Below are 20,986 nucleotides of genomic sequence, written 5' to 3'. Positions count from 1 at the left end.
CGCAAGTGACAGTGCTTACCGATGACGGCTGATCGGTCGCCAAGCCGGTGTCCCTTTTTCGTAAGGCTCGTCCGTCAAGGCGTGTGCCTCGCTTCCGTCCGAACGCATAACGTATATCTCGCCATAGGGTTGTGGGTTCGCTCGGTGTAGCAGCGCTTCGTCTTTGAACCCTTGCCGGGCGCTGGCAAACGCGATCCACTTGCCATCCGGCGACCAGCTGTTGTGGGCGTCGTTGCCGGGCGAATGAGTCAGCCGGGTCAGGTCGGTGCCATCAGCGCCAATTGTCCAGATCTCGTAATCCCCGCCAATGTCGGCAGTGAATGCGATCCGATCCGTCACAGGCGACCATGCGGGAAAGTTGTAATGCGCGGCGCCGGCGAGCAGGGAGCGCTTGGAGCGGCTGGCGATGTCGACGATCTCAAGTGCGTTGCCGTCGCTCCCCGCCTTGCGCAAGACGATATGTCGGCCATCGCCAGACCAACTCGGCAGCCCGTAATTGCCGTCGCCGTTGGTCAGAAGCTGGAGGTCTTTTCCGCTGACGTTGACGGTCGCGATGTCTGCTTGTGCCGGACCGGTCTGGTTCTGAAAGAAGCCGCCGAGACCGAAGGCGATGCGGCGGCCGTCCGGCGACCAGTCCGGGGCCAATGCGCTGCGGTCGGCATCGCGGAACAGGACGGTACTGTTCGATCCGTCCGCGTCCATGGTGAGGAGCGCGTTGTGAAGGATGCCGGCGGTCCGATCGTTGCTCACACGCCGGGTGCCATCACGCCGATAGGATGGAAAGATCCCCGTACGCACCAGCCCGAACCGCGGATCCAGCGAGACCCATCGATGGTGGGGCGGCCAAGCCGTCGCAACGTCGCGATGGAAAACCATTTTGCTGCCATCCGGGGACCAGGCCGGATTGGTGAAGACGCCGCGTGCCCCTCGGACTCCCGATGAGCGCTCGATCCCGCCTTCAGGTCCGCCGGAGACATAAGCGATGGACTGCCCGACCACCCAACGCGGCGACCATTTCTCGCCCTCGCCGCTTGTCAGGATCGTTCGCTGGCCGCTGGCGATGTCCATGGCCGCGATTTGCGTCGTGCCGCGCAAGCGGCGCGCGCCTGTCACTTTGGCGACCTCGGTGATCGGGGCGATATAGAAAACCAGCCTGCTTCCATCGGGGGACCAGGACGGGCTCCCGGCAAATGCATCGTCGACCGACAGGCGCCGGAGGCCCGTACCGTCGCGCCGAATGATGTAGATTTCGGTAGAGTGCCGGATCGTGAAGTCACCGGCGGGAATCCGCGGATTCGACGATGTGCGGTCCGACGAGAAGGCGATCCACTGACCGTCGGGGGACCAGGACGGGCGGAAATCACCGCCGGCGGCGGCCGTCAGGTTCGTGGCCTTGCGGGTCCGCATGTCGAGCAACCAGACGTCGGCATTGCCGCTGCGGCTCGAGACAAAGGCCATTGTTTGCCCGTCGGGCGAGAGGGCTGCCTGATCGTCATAGGCCGGGTGATCTACCAGCTTTTCGAGCTTCGACCCGTTCGGACGGACGCGGTAGATGTCGGAGGAGCCAAATCTTCGTGAGGTAAAGACGATCCATTTGCCGTCGCTCGAAAAGCTTGCGTTGCTGTCCGACTCCGGATGCGGCAGCAGCGGGCGGGCGTTCGTGCCGTCCGCGTCGGCTATAAAGACGTCGCTGTCGAGGGGCGCGAAGCTTGCAAACGCAATCTCGTACTCAGCTTTCGCGGCGGCGGCTTCGGAAAGCAGCGCAAGTATGCCGACGGCAGCCAGCCGTGATACTCGTCGGATCAACCGCATAGTCCTACTCCCCTTATCGGGACGATTGTTTAGCATGTCTTCATCGCCTCCGCGATCTGGCGGCGCAGTAGGGTTGGACGGACCGGCAGCTGAACAAACGGGCGGAGTTGCGCAGGCAAAAGCGGTCCCCGAGTATCAATTTCTGGGTCGCGCTTGTAAACGAGGCAAATCAATTGGTAAGCGCGGCTCTTATATCGCGATAAGCTTAGAAAATGAAATGCTCGCTGCCTGATGTCAATCTGGATCGTCAGCGGTAACTGATAGATGACAGGATCTCGAAGGATGCTAAGCTAGGCGCATGATCGTCGCACGCTCCAATCCCGACGCCCACGCAGTTGCCGATCACTACAATGAACTTGATCCTTTCTACCGTGCTCTTTGGGGCGAACATGTCCATCACGGACTGTGGATCACGGGAAACGAGCCTCCTGAAACTGCAGTAGAAGCCCTGTCGGACCGGGTTTCTAACCTTCTTGATCCGATGCCGGGCGATCGGCTGGTCGACATTGGGTGCGGATATGGCGCCACTGCGCGGCGCATCGCCCAAGCACGTTCGGCAGAGATCACCGGCTTGACCTTGTCCGTCATGCAGGCCTCCTACGCGCCAGCACATCCAGGCGTGAATTTGTTGGTCCGCGACTGGCTCGACAACGGTTTGGCCGCTGGCACATTTGACCATGGCTATGCTATCGAGAGCACCGAACACATGGTCGACAAGCCTCGCTTTTTCGCCGAAGCGGCACGGGTGCTGAAGCCTGGGGGGCGGCTCGTTGTATGTGCCTGGCTGGCAGAATCGAACGCTTCTGTCCGGCGAGTTCGCTATCTGCTGGAACCGATCTGCCATGAAGGTCGCTTGCCTTCCATGGGTACCCGCGAAGACTATGAGTGTTGGGCAAATGAAGCCGGCCTGCTGTCGATCGGGTATCAGGACGTTTCGCGGCAGGTGGCGCGGACTTGGACAATCTGCATCGGCCGGTTTGCGCGCGCGGTCTTAACAGACCGAAACACCCGCTCACGAGTAATGGCTTCGCGCAACCGGTTATTCGTGTTCAGCCTTCCCCGCTTGATTTTGGCATACCGGTGCGGCGCGATGAGATATGGCATCTTCACTTGGTACAAACCTGATTGAGCCACCGTTCGCTGAGACTTCGCCGCCGAGTGGCATGCGAAGCTTGTCCAGGAAGGAATGGCCGTTGTCGAAATTGCACGTAAGCAAGCCACGCTCGGCCGGTCAGCGGGCTGCTGAAGAAGTGGACGGAGGAACACCGGCACAATTCGCTGCCGCAACCTCCATCCTTTAGGATGGTGGGATCTGGATAGTCACCGGCGACGATCGGGTTGCGGAACATGCCGCGCCGAGGTCTGCCTTCCGTTGCCCGTCGGTGCCGGTGTTGCGGCGCCGGCCGGCCGAACGGGAATCAGCCGCGTTGCCCGCGAGGAACGGCGCGGCGGGCGCTAGCGAGCCGGCCAGCATAGCTTTGAGCAAATTACGTCGGGGAAAAGGCAGGGTTCGTCGCCGCAGCAGGAGTGTCAAGGCGAAAGCTGACGCAGTCCTCAGCGCGGACTGAGCTCGACCATGACGACATCATGGTCGAGCATCGGCAGGTTCAGCTCGGCCCTACCGTCGGCCCGCACACGAACCGTGCTGACCTTCGGGGAATCGGTTGTCAGTGACTGCAGCTGGCGGAGTTGCGCGTCACTCAGCTTGGCCGGGCGCCCCATCTCCAGGTACGTCGTATAAGCGTCATTCTGCTTGAAGCCGGTGCGACGCACCCGGAACTGATACGATCCTGGTTTCAGGCCGGCAACGCTAACGGTGAGTGGTTTCGCCTTGGCGGGCGGACGCACCTTGGTGAAGAACGGCCGATTGCTGACGGGCTGATCCGGCAGCACATCCTTCCATGCCAGCACCTGTACCGTGTTGCCCTTCATCGCGGCGATGCTCTGGTCGTCCCGTGTCGGCAGTTCGCGGTCGCCGAGGTCAGCAAGGTACTTGTATGCGAACCAGGTAGGCTTGCGGATTCCCTGAGGCGTCATCAGCCCGAAACCGCCGTCAAATGGTCTAGTCTGCGGGCCGGGCTCCTCAAACAGGTCGCTGAACGTCCAGTAACTCATGCCCTGCGCCAGTGCTTCGGTGCGGCGAAGCTTGGACAGAATATAGGCTGCGCCGAAATAATCGTCATGGATTGGATCACGCGGATTGTAGCTGGTGCTCCATTCGGTGAAGAACAGCGGTAGACCGGAGTGCCCCGCCCTCTCAATTTGACCGCGCACCTTGCGGACATCTTGTACGACAGCGTCCGGGTTGCGCGACAGCTTGTTGTCGCCTTCACCCTTCTCGTCCAGAAAGCCACCTTCTACGCCATAGGTGTGGGTAGCAATGAAATCGACCGGCAGCTTGTTCTTATCGGCATAGACAAAGAGCTCGGGAACCCAAGCTGCGCCAGCGGTGGCAGGGCCGCCGACGCGCAGCTGCGGGTCGATCGCTTTGATGGCGCGCGCCGTACGACCATAAAGATCGAAATAGGCGGACTGGTCAGCTTTTTCCCAGAAGCCGTCCAGGTTCGGCTCGTTCCAGACCTCGAAATACCAGCTTCGGACCTCATGGGCGCCGTACCGTGCCACCAGATGCCGGACGAACGCATCTACCAACGCTGTCCACTTCTCGGGCTGAGGATGGGACGTGTTCCCCTTCCAGTAAAAAATCGTCTGGTCGGACTGCTTCATCGCGTCGGGCGTAAAGCCAAGTTCAACGAAGGGCTTTAGCCCGATGCCGAGCAGTTGATCGTACAGGGAGTCGATGCGGCGCCAGTCGTAGACGGGCTCGCCGTTCACTTCGCGATACGTGCCCAGCTGGTCAGCGAAGATGTTGTGGAAACGGATGTAACGGAAACGAAGCTCTTTCTGCACCGTCCGCAGCTGTGCCAGACTGTCGTCCCGGATTAGCGTGCCGGGAAAGTCCGAACCGATCGACAGCTGCGCCATTCGATCCCGCGGCTTGGACTGGCCGCGCACATCGACGGCGATACTGCGGACTGCTAGCGTTTGGGTAGACGCGACGGTTGGACAAACGGTCGTGGAGGTCAGGCTCAGTACCAGCGCGACAGCCTTCGCAGCTTTTGACATCGCCATATTCATCCCTCTTCGTCCTCAACAAAACCCGTCTAGGCCGCTAACGCCGACATGCGCAATGGAACGACACGCCTGGGCACGACAGAGACCGGTGGTGATCTTCTCGGCCCTGCCGTGACGCTTCAGCCTTCTTGATGAAGGTGAGCGCTGCACGCTTGTCTCTGGTTTTGGTGATGTCGCTCTTGAGGATCTCGCCCTCTTGATCGACCGCTCGCCAGAGGTACAGATAAGCTGATATAGACTGTATCGAATTGCCCGGACACGGACCTGATATCAGGCACCATGCGCCCCCCTTGCCCGTCGTCGAACCAGCCGTTCGCCCATCGTTCTGGCTGGAGCGGGCGATTGTCGCTAGCTACAGCGATATCAGAGCAAAACCAGTCGGTGGGGAGCGAGGAGCGCGAATGAAACGGATATTGCGCATGGCGGCTATGACCGGCGGACTGATCGCGGCACCGGCTCTCGCGCAGCAAGCAACGGTGGCAGATGGTATGCTGCGGGGCACGGCGGTCGCCGGACCCGCACCGGTAACCGCCTTTCTCGGCATTCCCTACGCCGCGCCACCAGTGGATCCGCTGCGCTGGACTCCGCCACAGCCCGTCGCCCGCTGGCAGGGCGTGCGCGCAGCCGATCGCTTCGGTCCGCGCTGCATGCAGCAGCCGCTTTACGCCGACATGATGTTCCGCTCGCCGGCGCCGAGCGAGGATTGCCTCACGCTCAACGTCTGGATGCCCGCCGGCACGCCCAGAGGGGCGAAATTGCCGGTGCTGTTCTACATCCACGGCGGCGGCGCGATCGCGGGCGACGGATCGGAGAAGCGCTACGACGGCGCGAGCATGGCGCGGCGCGGCATGGTGGTGGTGACGATCAACTATCGGCTTGGCGTGTTCGGTTTCCTGGCGACCCCCGAGCTGGCAGCGGAGTCGCCGCAGCACGCCGCAGGGAATTACGGGCTGCTCGATCAGGCCGCGGCGCTCGACTGGGTGCGGCGCAATGTCGAGACGTTCGGGGGGGATCCCGGAAGGATAACGATCGCCGGCGAAAGCGCGGGATCGATGTCGGTCAGCGTGCTGATGACCTCGCCACTGACGCGCACACACTTTGCCCGGGCGATCGGCGAAAGTGGCGGCGTGCTGCCGCCGACCTTCCATCCCAAGCCACTCGCCGAGGCCGCGCAGGCAGGCACTGCGTTCGCACAAGCGGCGGGCGCGCCGACGCTGGCGGCGTTGCGCGCGATGCCGGCCGAGCAATTGCTGGCGGCACAGGGGCGGCAGAAATTTCGTGCCGACTTCATTCTCGACGGGCTGTTCCTGACCGAGACGCCCGCGGCGAGCTACGCCGCCGGACGCGCCGCCAAGGTGCCGCTGCTGGTCGGCTCGAACTCGCAGGAAGGTGCGTGGACTTCGATCCTGGGCGATGCGGCGCCGACGGTGATGAATTACCGCACGGCGCTGGAGCGGCTGTTCCCGGGGCGGGGGACGTCGCTGTTTGCCTTATACCCGGCGGCGAGCGATGCCGATGTGCCCGCGACGGCAATGCGGCTGGCAAGCGACCGCTTTCTGGGTGCGTCGACGTGGCAGTGGTTCGACCTGCACCGGCGCAGTGGCGAGCCGACCTATTATTATCACTATGCGCATGTTCGCCCAGCCGCGCGTCCGCCGCTGACCAACGACACGCCGGCACCGCTCGGCGCGGTGCACAGCGCGGAAATCGAATACGCGCTCGGCAATCTCGACGCGAACCCGCTCTATGCCTGGACGAACGAGGACCGATCCATCTCCAGCACGATGCAGGGCTATTTCACCGCCTTTGTAAAGGCAGGCGATCCCAATGCCGCCGGATTTCCTCGCTGGAACGCCGCGGGGGCGAACGGCGACACGGCGACGCGACAAGTGATCGATGTAAATACCCGGAGCGAGCCGTTCGGCTTCCAGGCAAGCTATCCGAAGGCTGTGACGCTCCTCGACGGAAGTCTGCGGTAGGGGTTCTGGATCATCCCGGATCAATGCTCCCCTCGGTTCCTCAGATACCCGGCATGCTGAGCGGAACAGCCGATGTTAGAACAGCCGGTCGAATGATCGGCGCTTTGCATGTTCGTTTCGGGGGCCGCCGATGGCTCTTCTAAACGACCGGGCATGGGCGAAGGGCTGACCGCAAGCTTTACAGCATCGAAGGGACCCAGATGCGACGGTCCGCGCTCCTCTCAGGCGTCCGGAAAGCTGCCACCTGTCATAGTTGCCGGGCGGTTGAACATAGCGATCCACCGACGACCAGATGACGCGTTTTTCACTGGCGCGTCCGGGAGGTTCTGCCGAAAGCCGGACCATGGAAATCGAGGTCAGCGCCGAAGCGAAGGACAAGCGGCTCAATCGCGCAGTTGCCATCACCGTCGTACTGCTCTCGGTTGCAATGGGTCTCGGCAACATCAAGGATGGCAATATCGTCCAGAACATGGACCAGGCCAAAGCGGACTCCGTGGATCGCTGGAACGAGTATCAGGCTACCAAGACCAAGGCCCACATCGCGCTGACGGCCCGGGCTGAGATCGCCGCGCTCGGCAACACACCCACCGCCCGCGACGCCGTGGCGTCCCTTGATCGCGACCTCGAAAAATACACCGCCGAAGCACCGCGGCTCGCCGCTCAGGCAAAAGCGCTTGCAGACCGCTACAATGCCCTGAACACACATGATGACCAATTCGACGCAAGCGAGGCGCTCCTGTCGACGGCGATATCGGTTGCAGCCGTTGCTGCGCTGGTCGAAAGCAGTTGGGTGCTAGCGGGGGCTTGCGTCTTCGGTATCTTCGGCTTGTTCATGGCCGTTTGCGGCTTTGCCGGCTGGGGCTTCCATCCTGATATTCTAAGCCAGTTCCTCGGATGAGAGCTTTTTAGCGATCCGACACGCGCCTGTTCCGAGCGACCGGTGACCAGGCGCGTGCCCCCCCCGATCAGGCCGCGGCGGCTAGAGAAGATTGCGGCAACTGGCGGGCTTGCGCGATAGCGCCTTCGATCGCGGCAAGACGCACATCCTCGCCACGCCCGAGGCCTTCGGCAACGATGACTTCGACATCGGCACCGACGAAGCCGAAGAGCGAGCGCAGCAGCGTTTCGGCATGCTCGTACGCCGCATAGGGCGAACCCACGCCATAGACGTTGCCGCGTGCGAGCGCGACGATCACGCGCTTGCCGGTCGCCAAGCCGACGGGGCCGCTTTCGCCATAGGTGAAGGTCTTGCCCTTCACCGCGATGCGATCGATCCAGGCCTTCAACTGGCCGGGGATGGAGAAATTGTAGAAGCCTGCGCCGATCACGACGACGTCGGCGTCGAGGAATTGCTGAACGTCCTCACCTTCATCCAGCTTCAGGAAGGCATCGAGCGTCAGGTGCGGGATCGGCTCGGCGACCAGATCACGATAGACGACATCGAGGTTCGGGTCCGTTTTCCGGAATTGCTCTACGATAGCGGCGGAAATCGCGCGGCTGGCCGAGCCTTCGCCCATGATGCTGGAATCGAGATGAAGAAGTTTCATGGAGAGTCTCCGGTCTGGATTTGTGACCAGGAGCAGTTATGTGACCCACTGCGACCCGCCAAGGACGCATATTTTTAGGACCAGGTCACATGGATATGCCCGCCCCCACCGGCGTAACCGCCAACTGCCGCCGGATGAGCAGCGTGCTCAGCCTCGTCGGCGACAAATGGACGGTGATGATCGTCATGGTGCTGATCGAGCGCCCGCGCCGCTTCAACGACATCAAGCGGACGATTGGCGGCATATCGCAGCAGATGCTCACCCGCACACTGAAGGCGCTCGATCGCGACGGCATGGTCAATCGCACGGTCCATCCGACCGTGCCGCCCCAGGTCGAATATGCGCTGACGGAACTGGGCTATTCGCTCGCCGAGCCGCTTCGCGCCCTAGGTGCCTGGGCAGGCGCGCATCTCGAGGAAATTGACGGGAACCGTGTTCGTTATGATACCGTTCGAGACGGCGAGCTAGGCAAAAGCGCTTCCGACACGCCGTGAGTCTGCATGGCACACATGGCTACCAGCAAAGCGCTCGCGAGGCGGCCCACGTAGCGTCGGAACAGACCCAGAAGGCGACAGTCAGACCCTCTCGCGGCCCTCCATCATCTGCCATTCATTCAGCTTCACTTTTCTGCCAATTGCGCCCGTCGAAAACTGCCCCGCATACACCCTAAGGCTTGCGATACTGCCTCTACACGCTCGCCCGGGGCAACCACATGGTTAAGATATCTGCGACTTCCCGCCGCGAAACTGCCGCAAAGCTCGGTAAAATCCGCTGAGCCATAAAGGCGGCTGAATTGAAGGAGAGCGTGTCGTGCATTCGAACTCCGTGTCAAAGCTTTGGCTATGTTCGCTGATCCTCTCGGCGTTCGCCCCCCTCGCGCGGGCCCAGGAGCCGATCCACCGGCCCGCCTCGCGTGCCGCTGAATCGCAGCCGGTAATTACGGGACGCCTCACAAACGGCGTGCGCTTCGCGATCCTTCCGCGAAGAGCGAACGAGCCCGGGGTCGGCGTGCTGATGCGTAACGAGGGCGGCTTCATCGCCGAGCGGCGGCCAGGGGAGCGCGGCCTAGCGCATCTGATCGAGCATATCGCCTTCGTCAGCCCAACCGTTGGTGCCCCGGACGATCTGCACCATCTGCCGCATGTCGGGCTGAAGGTGACGGTCGCCGGCGGGAGGCCCGCCTCAACAAGCTGGCGCGAATCGAACTACTATTTCTCGACAAACACGACGCAGCCCTACGATCTGGACACGATGCTCGGGCTATTGCGTGAGGTCGCGACCGACCTGACTTTCCGGCCAGACGCGGTCGATAGTCAGCGCACTGATGTGATGCGTGAAATGGCGGAGAAGCAGCTCGGCAATCGGATCTTTGCAGGCTACATCGCCGCCGTCGCCCCGGGGTCGCCCAACGACGTGATCGACGCACAGAATTCGGACGAGGTGCCGACCGCGTCGATCGCGACGATCCGCGCGCTCTATCGCCGACTGTATCGGCCCGAAAACATGATGATCGTGGTCGTCGGAAACGTCGACGCTGAGCGAACCAAGGCGATGATCGAGAAACGGTTCGGTGCATGGCGGGTGTCCAATCCGGTCCCCACCCTCCCGTACGTGCCTGCGTTCCAAGCTGAACGTATCGTCCCAATCAGCGTGTCGGCGCTGCCGCAAGGGCGGAGGACCGCGCTGATCACCGTTGTATTGCCGACGCCGCAGCCGCCCTCGACGCGGGCCGGGCAGGTCGCGGCTATGCTGATGGACCTGGTGGTGACGCGTGTTGTCAACGACCGGCTGACCAGCACGCAGCCGGGTAATCCGGCCGGGAAGCGCGGGATGTTCATCGAAAACGGCGATCAGGGTTTCCGCCAGATCATGCTGTGGGACAATTTTTCGATCGATCAATGGCGCCCCGCCGTCGCTGGCCTGGCGAGCCTGTCGTGCGAACTGCGCACGGCCGGCTTTTCCGTGCGGGAGTGGGACATCGCGCGGCAGGCAGTGATTCACGACCTCGAACACCGCGTCAACGAAATGCCCGGCGTCGCGAACGTAGAAATTGCGAAGGACCTGTCGCATGCACTTGCGGCCGGCCAGAACCCTGTCCTGCCGAACACTTTACTGGAACATGCCCGATCCTGGTTGCCTACGGTCAGCGCTCAGACCGGTAGTGACTGGTGGCAGCGCCAATGGTCTGCGGGCGTCGACCATATACGGGTCGAGGCGCCCGAACTCGCCCCGCTCGACCAGCCTCTAGCCGCGTTCCGCATCGTGGCCGATGAGGCGGTAGCGGATGTCCAATGCAAGGTGCGGCGCTAGGATGCTGACGAAGCTGACTCTTCCCGTTCAGTCTCCGAAGACCCAAAGGCAGACGTCCAAAGCCGGCCGGTCGCTACCCGATTTCGGCCATACGTTCATTCTCGCCGAGACGGTTCCCGAGTGTCGGCTGGATGGCTTCGTGTTGTACGAATGATAGATCGAGCGCGGCCAAAAACCCGATGGCGCCGCAGCAATCTTCTGATCGCGCTCAGCAAGCTCACCCTCATCGGCGGGACACGTCATCGGCATCACGTCGTCGTCTTCCGCAAACCCGCACGCATGCGACCACGCTGGGATTGGGGTGACGTTTGGCGAGGTATGGGCGTCGTCCGAGTCCTGCGCTTCGATCACGTCGGTAGGCGAACCGGGCGCGATCGCAGGGAACCAACCCCTCGCCGACGCGAAGGCCCACCCGACATCAGGTGAAGCAGGCGCCTAAGCCCGACGGCATAGACTGACCGCGGCGATATACAGCGTCACGTCATGCCCCCTTCGCTGCGAACGCGCCGACAGCCAGCGATCATTCCCTGCAAATGCCTGCTCTCCAAAGACGGCTCCATAATCGCGCCGAGAACGGAAAGAGTAAATCCGAGCTTCACGATGATTAGCTCCGCTTATGGACTATATACCACCTCTGATTCCCAATAATAGTACTCTATCTCAACCGCATATGACGGGTCAGCCGCGACTTCATTGTGATTTCGAAGCAGGCTTAGTTGGTTAATACGATCTTAACTATTGCTCGGAGCGGGTACATGGCTGCAGATATTATCGTTAAGGCGACGGGCAATGCAACTCGGGTCGCCGGAAACAGCATCGACCTTGATGATCCCGCAGTCGTCCGCCTCGATATCGACCGCTCGCAAGTCACAGCGTTCGAGCGGGACGGGCAGCATCTGGTGGTGCGCCTCGCCGATGGCGACCCGATTCAGGTGAAGGATTTCTACCAGCAGGGCGAAGCGGTGCACGATCTCGTGCTGCGCGAAGGCGATCGAAGCCTGTGGGTTGCGAACCCGAACGCCGCCGCCGGCGCCGCGCGGTTCACCCGGCTCGGCAAGATCGAGGACCTGCTCGCGGCGGACGAGGACGGCTCCAGCGCATTGATGCCGGCTTTGCTCGGCGTCGCCGGCGCGGGCGGACTTGCCGCTGCCGCCGCGAGCGGTGGCGGGTCCAGTGCGGACGATGGCGACCGGAGCGACGGCAGCACGCCCGACACCACGCCGCCTGCAGCACCCACGGCAGCGTTCGCCGCAAACGGCGCAAGCGTCGGCGGCCTGGGCGAGCCGGGTGCCTTGGTCCAGGTCCGCGATGCGAGCGGGTCCGTGATCGCCAGCGCCACGGCAGGCGCCGATGGTCGGTATTCGGCCGCGCTGACGCAGCCAAAAACCAACGGCGAGAGCGTGACCGTCACGCAGGCTGACAGCAGCGGAAACCTGTCGCCCCCGGCCACCGCGCTGGCGCCCGATCTGACGGCCCCCGACGCGCCGACCGCCACAAGCAACGACGCGGGAACGATCGTAACCGGCACCGGCGAGCGCGGCGCCGCGGTCACGGTGCGCGACGCGAACAATGCCGTCATCGGAACGGCAACCGTCGATGCACAGGGCAATTACGCGGTCACGCTGACCACCGCGCATGCCGACGGTACCATCCTGACCGTGACCCAGTCCGATGCGGCGGGCAACACATCGCCGCCGACGCGCGTCGTGACACCCGATCTCGCCGTGCCCGGCGCGCCTACGGCCACGGTCGACCCCGACGGCACCAGGGTCTCGGGTAACGGCGAACCCGGCGCCACCGTGACGGTGCGCGATAACAGCGGGCTGCCGATCGTATCGGGACCCGTCGGCCCCGATGGCAGCTACACCGTGCCGCTGCCCGCCGGCGAAGCCGATGGCGGTACGATCAGCGTCTCGCAGACCGACGCTGCGGGCAACACGTCGCCCGCCACGACGGTTACCACGCCCGACCTGGTTGCGCCCGATGCGCCTACGGCCGCCGTCGATCCCGCCGGAACCACCGTCTCGGGCACCGGCGAACCCGGTGCGACGGTCACGGTGCGCGATGCCGCGGGGCAGCCGATCGGCACCGCGCCGGTTAGCGCTGACGGCAGCTACACCGTGCCGCTGCCCGCCGGCGAAGCCGATGGCGGAACGATCAGCGTCACGCAGACCGACGCTGCGGGCAACACGTCGCCCGCCGCGACGGTCACCACGCCCGACCTGGTTGCGCCCGATGCGCCTACCGCCGCCGTCGATCCCGCCGGAACCACCGTCTCGGGCACCGGCGAACCCGGTGCGACGGTCACCGTGCGCGATGCGGCGGGGCAGCCGATCGGCACCGCGCCGGTTGGCGCTGACGGCAGCTACACCGTGCCTCTGCCTGCAGGCGACGCCGATGGCGGTACGATCAGCGTCACGCAGACGGATGCGGCGGGCAACACGTCGCCCGCCGCGACGGTCGCGACGCCCGACGTGGTTGCGCCCGATGCGCCTACGGCCGCCGTCGATCCCGCCGGAACCACCGTCTCGGGCACCGGCGAACCCGGTGCGACGGTCACCGTGCGCGATGCCGCGGGGCAGCCGATCGGCACCGCGCCGGTTGGCGCCGACGGCAGCTACACCGTGCCCCTGCCGGTAGGCGAAGCCGACGGCGGAACGATCAGTGTCACGCAGACGGATGCGGCGGGCAATACATCGCCGGCCACGACGGTCGCGACGCCCGACCTGGTTGCGCCCGATGCACCTACGGCCGTCGTCGATCCTACCGGAACCGCAGTCTCGGGTACCGGCGAACCCGGCGCCACCGTGACGGTGCGCGATAACAGCGGGCTGCCGATCGTATCGGGACCCGTCGGGCCCGATGGCAGCTACACCGTGCCGCTGCCCGCCGGCGAAGCCGACGGCGGAACGATCAGCGTCACGCAGACGGATGCGGCGGGCAACACGTCGCCGACCACGACGGTCGCGACGCCCGACCTGGTTGCGCCCGATGCACCTACGGCCGTCGTCGATCCTGCCGGAAGCGCCGTCTCGGGTACCGGCGAACCCGGTGCGACGGTCACCGTGCGCGATGCCGCTGGGCAGCCGATCGGCACCGCGCCGGTTGGCGCTGACGGCAGCTACACCGTGCCCCTGCCGGTAGGCGAAGCCGACGGCGGAACGATCAGCGTCACGCAGACGGATGCGGCGGGCAACACGTCGCCGACCACGACGGTCGCGACGCCCGACCTGGTTGCGCCCGATGCACCTACGGCCGTCGTCGATCCTGCCGGAAGCGCAGTCTCGGGTACCGGCGAACCCGGTGCGACGGTCACCGTGCGCGATGCCGCGGGGCAGCCGATCGGCACCGCGCCGGTGGGCGCTGACGGCAGCTACACCGTGCCCCTGCCGGTAGGCGAAGCCGACGGCGGAACGATCAGCGTCACGCAGACGGATGCGGCGGGCAACACGTCGCCGACCACGACGGTCGCGACGCCCGACCTGGTTGCGCCCGATGCACCTACGGCCGTCGTCGATCCTGCCGGAAGCGCCGTCTCGGGTACCGGCGAACCCGGTGCGACGGTCACCGTGCGCGATGCCGCGGGGCAGCCGATCGGCACCGCGCCGGTTGGCGCTGACGGGAGCTTCACGACCCTGCTTCCCGCAGGCGCCGCGGACGGCGGGACGATCAGCGTCACGCAGACCGATTCAGCGGGCAACACGTCGCCGGCAACGGCGGTAACGACTCCCGACCTCGTGGCGCCAGCGGCCCCTGTCGTGCTCATCGCGACCGACGGCGCCACGGCGAGCGGCACCGGCGAGCCTGGTGCGACGGTCTCTGTCACCGGACCCGCGGGTGGCTCGCTTGGCAGCGCCGTCGTCGGGCCCGACGGGCTCTACGTCGTACCGCTCACGCCGGCGCAGACCAATGGCGAACTGATCAACGTTGTGCAGGCCGACCCCGCCGGGAATGCCTCGCCGACCGTGACGGTCGCCGCCCCCGACCTCACCGCCCCCGACGCTCCGCTGGCGATTGTGTCGGACGACGGGACCGTGGTGAGCGGAACGGCAGAGGCCGGCGCGTCGATCCAGGTGCGCGATGAAGCGGGAAACCCGATCGGCAGCGCGATCGCGGCCGCAGACGGCAGCTATACCGCGACGCTCGATCCCGTTCAGGCCAATGGCGAGCTGCTGCTGGTCATGCAGACCGACGGTGCGGGAAATGCCTCGCCGGACGCGGTGATCGTCGCGCCCGACATCACGGCCCCGATCGGGCTGACCGCCGCGATTGACGGCACCGGGCTGATCGTCTCCGGGATTGGCGAGCCCGGCGCCGCCGTCACGGTGCGCGACGCAGCTGGCACGATTATCGGCGCATCCGACATCGACGACGCCGGCAACTACACCGTCATCCTGACGGCGGCGCAGGGCAATGGCGAAACGCTGGCGGTCACGCAGACCGACGCCGCGAACAATAGCGCGCCCGAGGTGCGGGTGGTCGCACCCGACTATACCGCGCCCGCCGCCCCGTCAGGCCTCGTCTCTAGCGATGGCTTGCGGATCGACGGCATCGGCGAACCCGGCGCAACCGTGACCATTCGCAACCCATCGGGCACCGTCGGCACGGCGCTGGTCGGGGCGGATGGGACCTACAGCACGGTGCTGACCCCGGCGCAGGCGAACGGCCAGACGCTGCAGCTCACCCAGGCGGACCCCACCGGCAACGTCTCGCCCGCGACGGCGGTGCTGGCGCCCGATATCACGGCGCCGGTCGGGCTTACTGCCGAGATCGATCCTGCCGGCGTGGAAGTCACCGGCTTCGGCGAGGCTGGCGCGACGGTGATCGTGCGCGATCCAGCCGGAACCGTGATCGGGACCGACGTCGTGCTCGCCAACGGCACCTATGCGGTCGTTCTGGATCCTGCGCGCGTAAACGGTGAGACTCTGCAGGTAACGCAGGCCGATGCAGCGGGCAACGCGTCCGCGCTGGTCCCGGTGACGGCGCCCGATCTGGTCGCGCCGCTCGCCCCCAGCGCGACGGTGTCGCCAGGTGGCGATGCCGTCACCGGTCTGGGTGAGCCCGGTGCCACGGTGACGGTGCGCGACCAGACCGGAAGCGTGATCGGCACGGGCCTGGTCGGCACCGACGGCACCTTTACCGCAGCGCTGACGCCTGCACAGACCAACGGCGAAGTGCTCGATGTCCGCCAGTCGGACCCGACGGGCAATGCATCCCCCGATGTGAGCGCGATCGCACCCGACTTCACGGCGCCGGTTGGGCTGACCGCCGCCGTCAACGGTACCGGGACGATCGTCACCGGCGGCGGAGAACCCGGCGCCACGGTCATTGTTCGCGATCCGCTGGGCGCGCAGATCGGCACCGGGGTGATCGCACCCAGCGGCGCCTATGCCATCCAGTTGACGACGGCGCAGGCCAATGGCGAAACCCTGCAGGTCACGCAGACCGACCGCGCCAACAACGAATCTGGGCCCGTCGACGCCTTGGCGCCCGACATCACCGCCCCCGCGGCGCCCGTGCTGGGGCTGAGCACCGACGGAGCGACCGCGATCGGCACCGGTGAGCCCGGCGCTACGGTGACCGTCACCGATGCCGCCGGCAACATCCTGGGCAGCGGCCTGGTGGCGCCCGATGGCAGCTATTCGGTAGCCCTGGCCGGCGTGCAGGCCAATGGTGAGGCCTTGACCGCCACGCAGGCCGATGCCGCCGGCAATGTCTCGCCTCAGGCTGCGTTCACCGCTCCCGACACTACCGCGCCCGCCGCACCGACCGGCATCTTCGATCCCACCGGTGCCGTCATTTCCGGTACCGGCGAACCCGGCGCGACGATCGTCATCCGCGATCCCGCGGATACGATCATCGGCACCGGCGCCGTCGACGCGCGCGGCAATTACTCGATCGCGTTGACACCGGCGCAGCTGGATCGTCAGCAGGTCAGCGTCGAGCAGTCGGATGCGACCGGCAATGTCTCGCCCGAGATCGCGCTGATCGCGCCCGACCTGACAGCCCCGCTGGCGCCCGCGGGTGTAGTCGCTGCCGACGGCGCTTCGATCACCGGGACCGGTGAAGCAGGCGCTACCGTCCTGATCACCGATCCGGTGGGTGTTCCGATCGGGAGCGCCGTCGTCGATCCCGACGGCAACTTCACGGCGGCGCTGGATCCGGCGCAGATCGATGGCGAGGTGCTCGGACTTATCCAGACCGATCCCGCCGGCAACGTATCGCCCGATGGCAGCGCGGTTGCGCCCGATCTGGTGCTCAACACCCTTCCGCCCCCACCGACCGCGGCAGTCGCCGCGGACGGCGCGACCGTCTCGGGCACCGGGGAGGTCGGTGACACGATCCGGGTGACGGGTGCCAATGGCGCGTTGCTCGGCACCACGATCGTGGGAACGGACGGTACCTATCTCGCCACGCTCGCAACGCCGCAGCGCAATAGCGAGACGCTGCGCGTCACGCAGACCGATGCCGATGGCGACGTCTCGCCGCCGACGACGGCAATCGCGCCTGATCTCACCGCCCCGGACGCACCGACCGCCACCATCGACAATACCGGCCTGATCGTGTCGGGGACCGGCGAAGTCGGCGCCACCGTGCGCATCGCCGATGCGACCGGCACCATCATCGGCACGGCGGTGGTCAACGCCAACGGCAATTTCTACACCGCGGTGCTGACCGCGGCGCAGGTCAATGGCGAAGCGCTGACCGTGACGCAGGTCGATGCCGCGAACAACGTGTCGGCCCCCGCGGCGCTGAACGCGCCCGACTTCACGGCACCGCCTGCCCCCACCGCGACCGTCGCGCCGGACGGCCTGAGCGTGGTCGGAACCGGCGAGCCCGGGGCGACGGTGACGATCGCCAACGCGGCCGGCACGCCGATCGCCACCGCCCTGGTCGCGGCCGACGGCAGCTACACCGCCGCACTCGCGACACCGCAACGCAACGGCGAACTGTTGAGCGCGGTGCAGACCGATGCTGCGGGCAATGCCTCGCCCCCGACGCCGGCGACGGCGCCGGACAGCACCGCCCCGAATGCCCCAACCGCCGCGGTCGATCCCAGCGGGCTGGTGGTCAGCGGCACCGGTGAAGTGGGCGCCACGGTCACCGTACGCGATCCGTCCGGTGCGCCGCTGGCGACCGCGATCGTCGGCGCCAATGGCGCATATGCGGTCGCCCTGCCCGTCGCGCAGCTCAATGGCGAGGTGCTGCAGGTCAGCCAGGCCGATCGGGCGGGGAACGTCTCGCCCTCGACTGGCACCCCCGCACCGGACGTTACCGCCCCGGCCGCGCCCACGGGCACCGTCGCCGGCGATGGCGCAAGCGTTGTCGGCACCGGCGAGCCCGGCGCCACGGTGGTGATCCGCGACCCTGCCGGGGTTGCGATCGGAACCGCGCTGGTCGCACCCGACGGCAGCTATACCGCGGGGATTGCGCCGGCCCAGCTCAACGGCGAGCGCCTGACGCTGACCCAGGCCGATCCGACCGGCAACGTCTCTCCGGCGGTTCCGGCGGTCGCTCCCGATCAGACCGCTCCGGTGGTTCCGGCGGCAGCCGTCAATCCTGAGGGCACGGTAGTGGTGGGTCGGGGCGAGCCCGGTGCGACGGTGACGGTCCGCGACCCGATCGGTACCGTGCTCGGTACGGCGCTGGTGGCGAGCAACGGCGCTTACGACGTCGTCCTCACCACGCCACAGCGCGACGGGCAGACCCTGCAGGTCACCCAGGCGGACGCGGCGGGCAATGTCTCGCCGACGGTGGCCGCACTTGCCCCCGATCTGACCGCGCCCGCAGCGCCGACGGCGGCGGTGAACGGCGACGGCACGGTGGTGACGGGCCTGGGTGAAGCGGGTGCGACGGTGCGGATCGTCACCGCCGCGGGAACCGAGATCGGTACTGCGGTGGTCGCACCAGACGGCACCTATTCGGCGACGCTGCTGACGCCGCAGGCGAATGGCGGAACGCTGCAGGTCACCCAGGCGGATCCGACCGGAAACGTCTCCCCACCGACGCCGGCCGCTGCCCCGGACATCACGCCGCCCGCGGCACCCGGAACCGTCGCGATCAACGATGAAGGCACGGTGGTGACCGGCACCGGCGAACCCAACGCGACCGCGCAGGTGCGCGACGCAGACGGTAACGTGATCGGCACCGGCACGGTCGCACCCAATGGCAGCTTCGCGGTCGTGCTCGACGATCCGCAGACCGCGGGCGAGGCGCTGACCGTCAGCCAAAGCGACGCGGCGGGCAATCAGTCGGGCGCGGTGCCGATCACCGCACCGGCCGACATCGACGCGTTCGACAATTTCCGGATCGCATCGGTCGACGTGATGCCGACAACCACCGACCGGGATCTGGGCACCGCGAACTATCTCGTGCTCGTTTCCCTCGGCGTGATCAATCTCGATGCGCAGGTGCTTGCGATTCCGAGCGTGCAGTTCACGGTCGACCCCGGCCATGTCCTCGACGCCATGTTCACCTATGACGCGACGCTCAATCTGGGCGCGCTGAGCGGCTATACCGTCGTGGTCCAGCGCTTCGATGGCGCCAACTGGGTCGCGGTCGACGGGCCGGGTAACACGTCGGTGCTCGAACTGGGGCTGGCCAACGGCAATCTGATTGCCAACGACGTACTCGATCCCGGCACCTATCGCGCCTTCGTCACCTTCGACGGCACGCTGGGGTTGGGCGTGATCGGCAGGCTCGAGGTCACCGGCGTCGACACCGACTATACCGATATCGGCGGTGTCGAGGCCAATGCCGTCGACGGCCATGTCATCATGGATCCGGGTCCGAACGGCGAAACCGACGTCGTCACGCCACAGACGCATGTCCACAGCGTCACGGTCGGCGGCGCGACCACGCTGGTCGCCGCCGACGGCACCATCGTTGACGGCGCCTTTGGTACGCTGGTGATCAACCGCGATGGCAGCTACCGCTACACGCCCGACGCCAATGCCGCGGCGATCGGCGGGACGGAGACCTTCACCTATACGCTGCGCGACCCGAGCGACAACGAGTTCGAGAGCGCAACGCTGACCATTGCGGTCGGCAGCCCCGACGTGACCGGTTCGGTGACCGCCGAGGACGATTTCGGCATCGCCTCGGCGACGTTCGAGAATGTCGTGACGACGACTCCCGACGCACTCGATGCAAGCTTCGCCACACCGACCGCCATCCTCCTGACGGGGGCGCGGACCGGTTCGGTGACGGACAGCTTCACGGTCGGGCCGAACAGCACCGCCGACGTGACGCTCACCGCGGTAACGCAGAACGGACTGAGCCTGCTGCCGAGCTATTCCATCACCGTCACGAACCACCAGGGACAGGTGGTCGGGTCGATCTCGCAGAGCGCGGTAGCCGGACTGGGACTCGGGTCAGGCTTGGCGCTTACCCTCCAGGATCTGCCTTCGGGCAGCTACAGTTATACCGTCAGCAGCACCAACCTGCTCGGCACCGGTTATGGTACCGGAGTCTATGTCGGGCAGACGGTCACGCATCTCGACCAGTTCGCGTTCGCGGCCTCGACGTCTGCGGAAGGAACGTTGACCGACAACGACGTGATGGGCGGGACGTTTACCGCAGTGCATGTCCAGTCCGGCGGCGCGTTCGTCGAAGTGGGCGATACGCCGGTGACGATCGCGGGACTGTACGGCACGCTGACCGTCGACGAACTCGGCCACTACACCTACCAGCCGAACACGGCGCCGGCCTATTCGGCCGCGGATCCGATCGACAGCTTCACCTACCAGCTGGTCCAGCCGAACGGCACGGTCGATACCGCGCAGCTCAACGTGACGATCGACATCAACAACGGCGTCGCGCCGACGACGACGTTGGCGATGGTCGACGCGGATGCTTCGGCACCGGACGTGCCGTCGATCGAGTTCTTCTCGGCCGAATCCATATCCGGGTTCCATGTCGACACCGAACATACCGCGCTTCCGTTCACGCTAGAGGATTCGGACACGATCGAGGGTCTGCTCGGCCACTACATGAACGACTGGAGCACCTCGGCGGAGGATCAAACGGAAGGGCTTGCAAGCGCGGCCACGCTGGAAACGACCAGTCTGTACGTCGAGCCGACGCCGATCGATCCGCTCGGGTATCTCAGTCTCGCGGACGATGCTGAGCACCAACGATTGGTCTCCAGCCATGTAGTCTGAAATTCGGTCCGATCTCGGAGTCGATTACGTTCGCGTCCCG

Annotated in this window: 10 protein-coding genes and 1 pseudogene; 6 read left to right on the top strand and 5 right to left on the bottom strand. The window is 65.7% G+C overall.

Annotation, left to right across the window (positions count from 1 at the left end):
• Positions 1 to 15: 15 nt before the first annotated feature.
• Positions 16 to 1,812, bottom strand: a complete 1,797-nt coding sequence (locus U1701_RS05290; RefSeq protein ID WP_332781503.1) for a hypothetical protein — start codon at positions 1,810 to 1,812, stop codon at positions 16 to 18.
• Between the two features lie 298 nt (positions 1,813 to 2,110).
• Between U1701_RS05290 and U1701_RS05285 the strand changes: the two genes are divergently transcribed.
• On the top strand, positions 2,111 to 2,941 hold the full coding sequence (locus tag U1701_RS05285) for a class I SAM-dependent methyltransferase (protein WP_332781502.1): 831 nt from the start codon (positions 2,111 to 2,113) through the stop codon (positions 2,939 to 2,941).
• A 425-nt stretch (positions 2,942 to 3,366) separates the two neighbouring features.
• Here the strand turns inward: U1701_RS05285 and U1701_RS05280 are convergent, their stop codons facing one another.
• Positions 3,367 to 4,950 carry a GH39 family glycosyl hydrolase gene (locus tag U1701_RS05280; RefSeq protein WP_332781501.1) on the bottom strand — a complete coding sequence of 528 codons (1,584 nt, stop codon included), beginning with the start codon at positions 4,948 to 4,950 and terminating at the stop codon, positions 3,367 to 3,369.
• A gap of 84 nt (positions 4,951 to 5,034) precedes the next feature.
• Positions 5,035 to 5,167, bottom strand: a pseudogene (locus U1701_RS18680) (DDE-type integrase/transposase/recombinase); the annotation flags it as partial.
• Positions 5,168 to 5,366: 199 nt separating this feature from the next.
• Between U1701_RS18680 and U1701_RS05270 the strand changes: the two are divergent.
• Positions 5,367 to 6,926 (top strand): carboxylesterase/lipase family protein, encoded by a 1,560-nt coding sequence (locus U1701_RS05270; RefSeq protein WP_332781500.1) that lies wholly within the window; start codon positions 5,367 to 5,369, stop codon positions 6,924 to 6,926.
• Between the two features lie 343 nt (positions 6,927 to 7,269).
• A complete protein-coding gene (locus tag U1701_RS05265; RefSeq protein ID WP_332781499.1) occupies positions 7,270 to 7,824 on the top strand; it encodes a DUF4337 domain-containing protein in 555 nt (184 codons plus the stop codon).
• Positions 7,825 to 7,891: 67 nt separating this feature from the next.
• On the opposite strand, the gene U1701_RS05260 is transcribed toward U1701_RS05265, so the two are convergent.
• The gene (locus U1701_RS05260) at positions 7,892 to 8,473 is read right to left on the bottom strand and encodes an FMN-dependent NADH-azoreductase (RefSeq protein WP_332781498.1); all 582 of its coding nucleotides are present in this window, start codon (positions 8,471 to 8,473) and stop codon (positions 7,892 to 7,894) included.
• 89 nt (positions 8,474 to 8,562) lie between these two features.
• Between U1701_RS05260 and U1701_RS05255 the strand changes: the two genes are divergently transcribed.
• The gene (locus U1701_RS05255; RefSeq protein WP_332781497.1) at positions 8,563 to 8,967 is read left to right on the top strand and encodes a winged helix-turn-helix transcriptional regulator; all 405 of its coding nucleotides are present in this window, start codon (positions 8,563 to 8,565) and stop codon (positions 8,965 to 8,967) included.
• Between the two features lie 466 nt (positions 8,968 to 9,433).
• Positions 9,434 to 10,783, top strand: a complete 1,350-nt coding sequence (locus U1701_RS05250; protein ID WP_332781496.1) for a M16 family metallopeptidase — start codon at positions 9,434 to 9,436, stop codon at positions 10,781 to 10,783.
• A gap of 27 nt (positions 10,784 to 10,810) precedes the next feature.
• On the opposite strand, the gene U1701_RS05245 is transcribed toward U1701_RS05250, so the two are convergent.
• The gene (locus U1701_RS05245; protein ID WP_332781495.1) at positions 10,811 to 11,134 is read right to left on the bottom strand and encodes a hypothetical protein; all 324 of its coding nucleotides are present in this window, start codon (positions 11,132 to 11,134) and stop codon (positions 10,811 to 10,813) included.
• 404 nt (positions 11,135 to 11,538) lie between these two features.
• On the opposite strand from U1701_RS05245, the gene U1701_RS05240 reads away from it, so the two are divergent.
• A complete protein-coding gene (locus tag U1701_RS05240) occupies positions 11,539 to 20,946 on the top strand; it encodes a BapA/Bap/LapF family large adhesin (RefSeq protein ID WP_332781494.1) in 9,408 nt (3,135 codons plus the stop codon).
• Positions 20,947 to 20,986 lie beyond the last annotated feature (40 nt).

The sequence above is a fragment of the Sphingomonas rhamnosi genome, assembly GCF_036663615.1.
In the GTDB taxonomy this organism is placed as follows: Bacteria; Pseudomonadota; Alphaproteobacteria; order Sphingomonadales; family Sphingomonadaceae; genus Sphingomonas.
This window is presented reverse-complemented; position numbering and strand designations above follow the sequence as displayed.

Excerpts from the sequence above, each read along its gene's own strand:
- U1701_RS05285 (WP_332781502.1), top strand. The coding sequence starts at position 2,111 with ATGATCGTCGCACGCTCCAATCCCGACGCCCACGCAGTTGCCGATCAC.
- U1701_RS05290 (WP_332781503.1), bottom strand. The coding sequence starts at position 1,812 with ATGCGGTTGATCCGACGAGTATCACGGCTGGCTGCCGTCGGCATACTT.
- U1701_RS05260 (WP_332781498.1), bottom strand. The coding sequence starts at position 8,473 with ATGAAACTTCTTCATCTCGATTCCAGCATCATGGGCGAAGGCTCGGCC.
- U1701_RS05265 (WP_332781499.1), top strand. The coding sequence starts at position 7,270 with ATGGAAATCGAGGTCAGCGCCGAAGCGAAGGACAAGCGGCTCAATCGC.
- U1701_RS05255 (WP_332781497.1), top strand. The coding sequence starts at position 8,563 with ATGGATATGCCCGCCCCCACCGGCGTAACCGCCAACTGCCGCCGGATG.
- U1701_RS05270 (WP_332781500.1), top strand. The coding sequence starts at position 5,367 with ATGGCGGCTATGACCGGCGGACTGATCGCGGCACCGGCTCTCGCGCAG.
- U1701_RS05240 (WP_332781494.1), top strand. The coding sequence starts at position 11,539 with ATGGCTGCAGATATTATCGTTAAGGCGACGGGCAATGCAACTCGGGTC.
- U1701_RS05280 (WP_332781501.1), bottom strand. The coding sequence starts at position 4,950 with ATGAATATGGCGATGTCAAAAGCTGCGAAGGCTGTCGCGCTGGTACTG.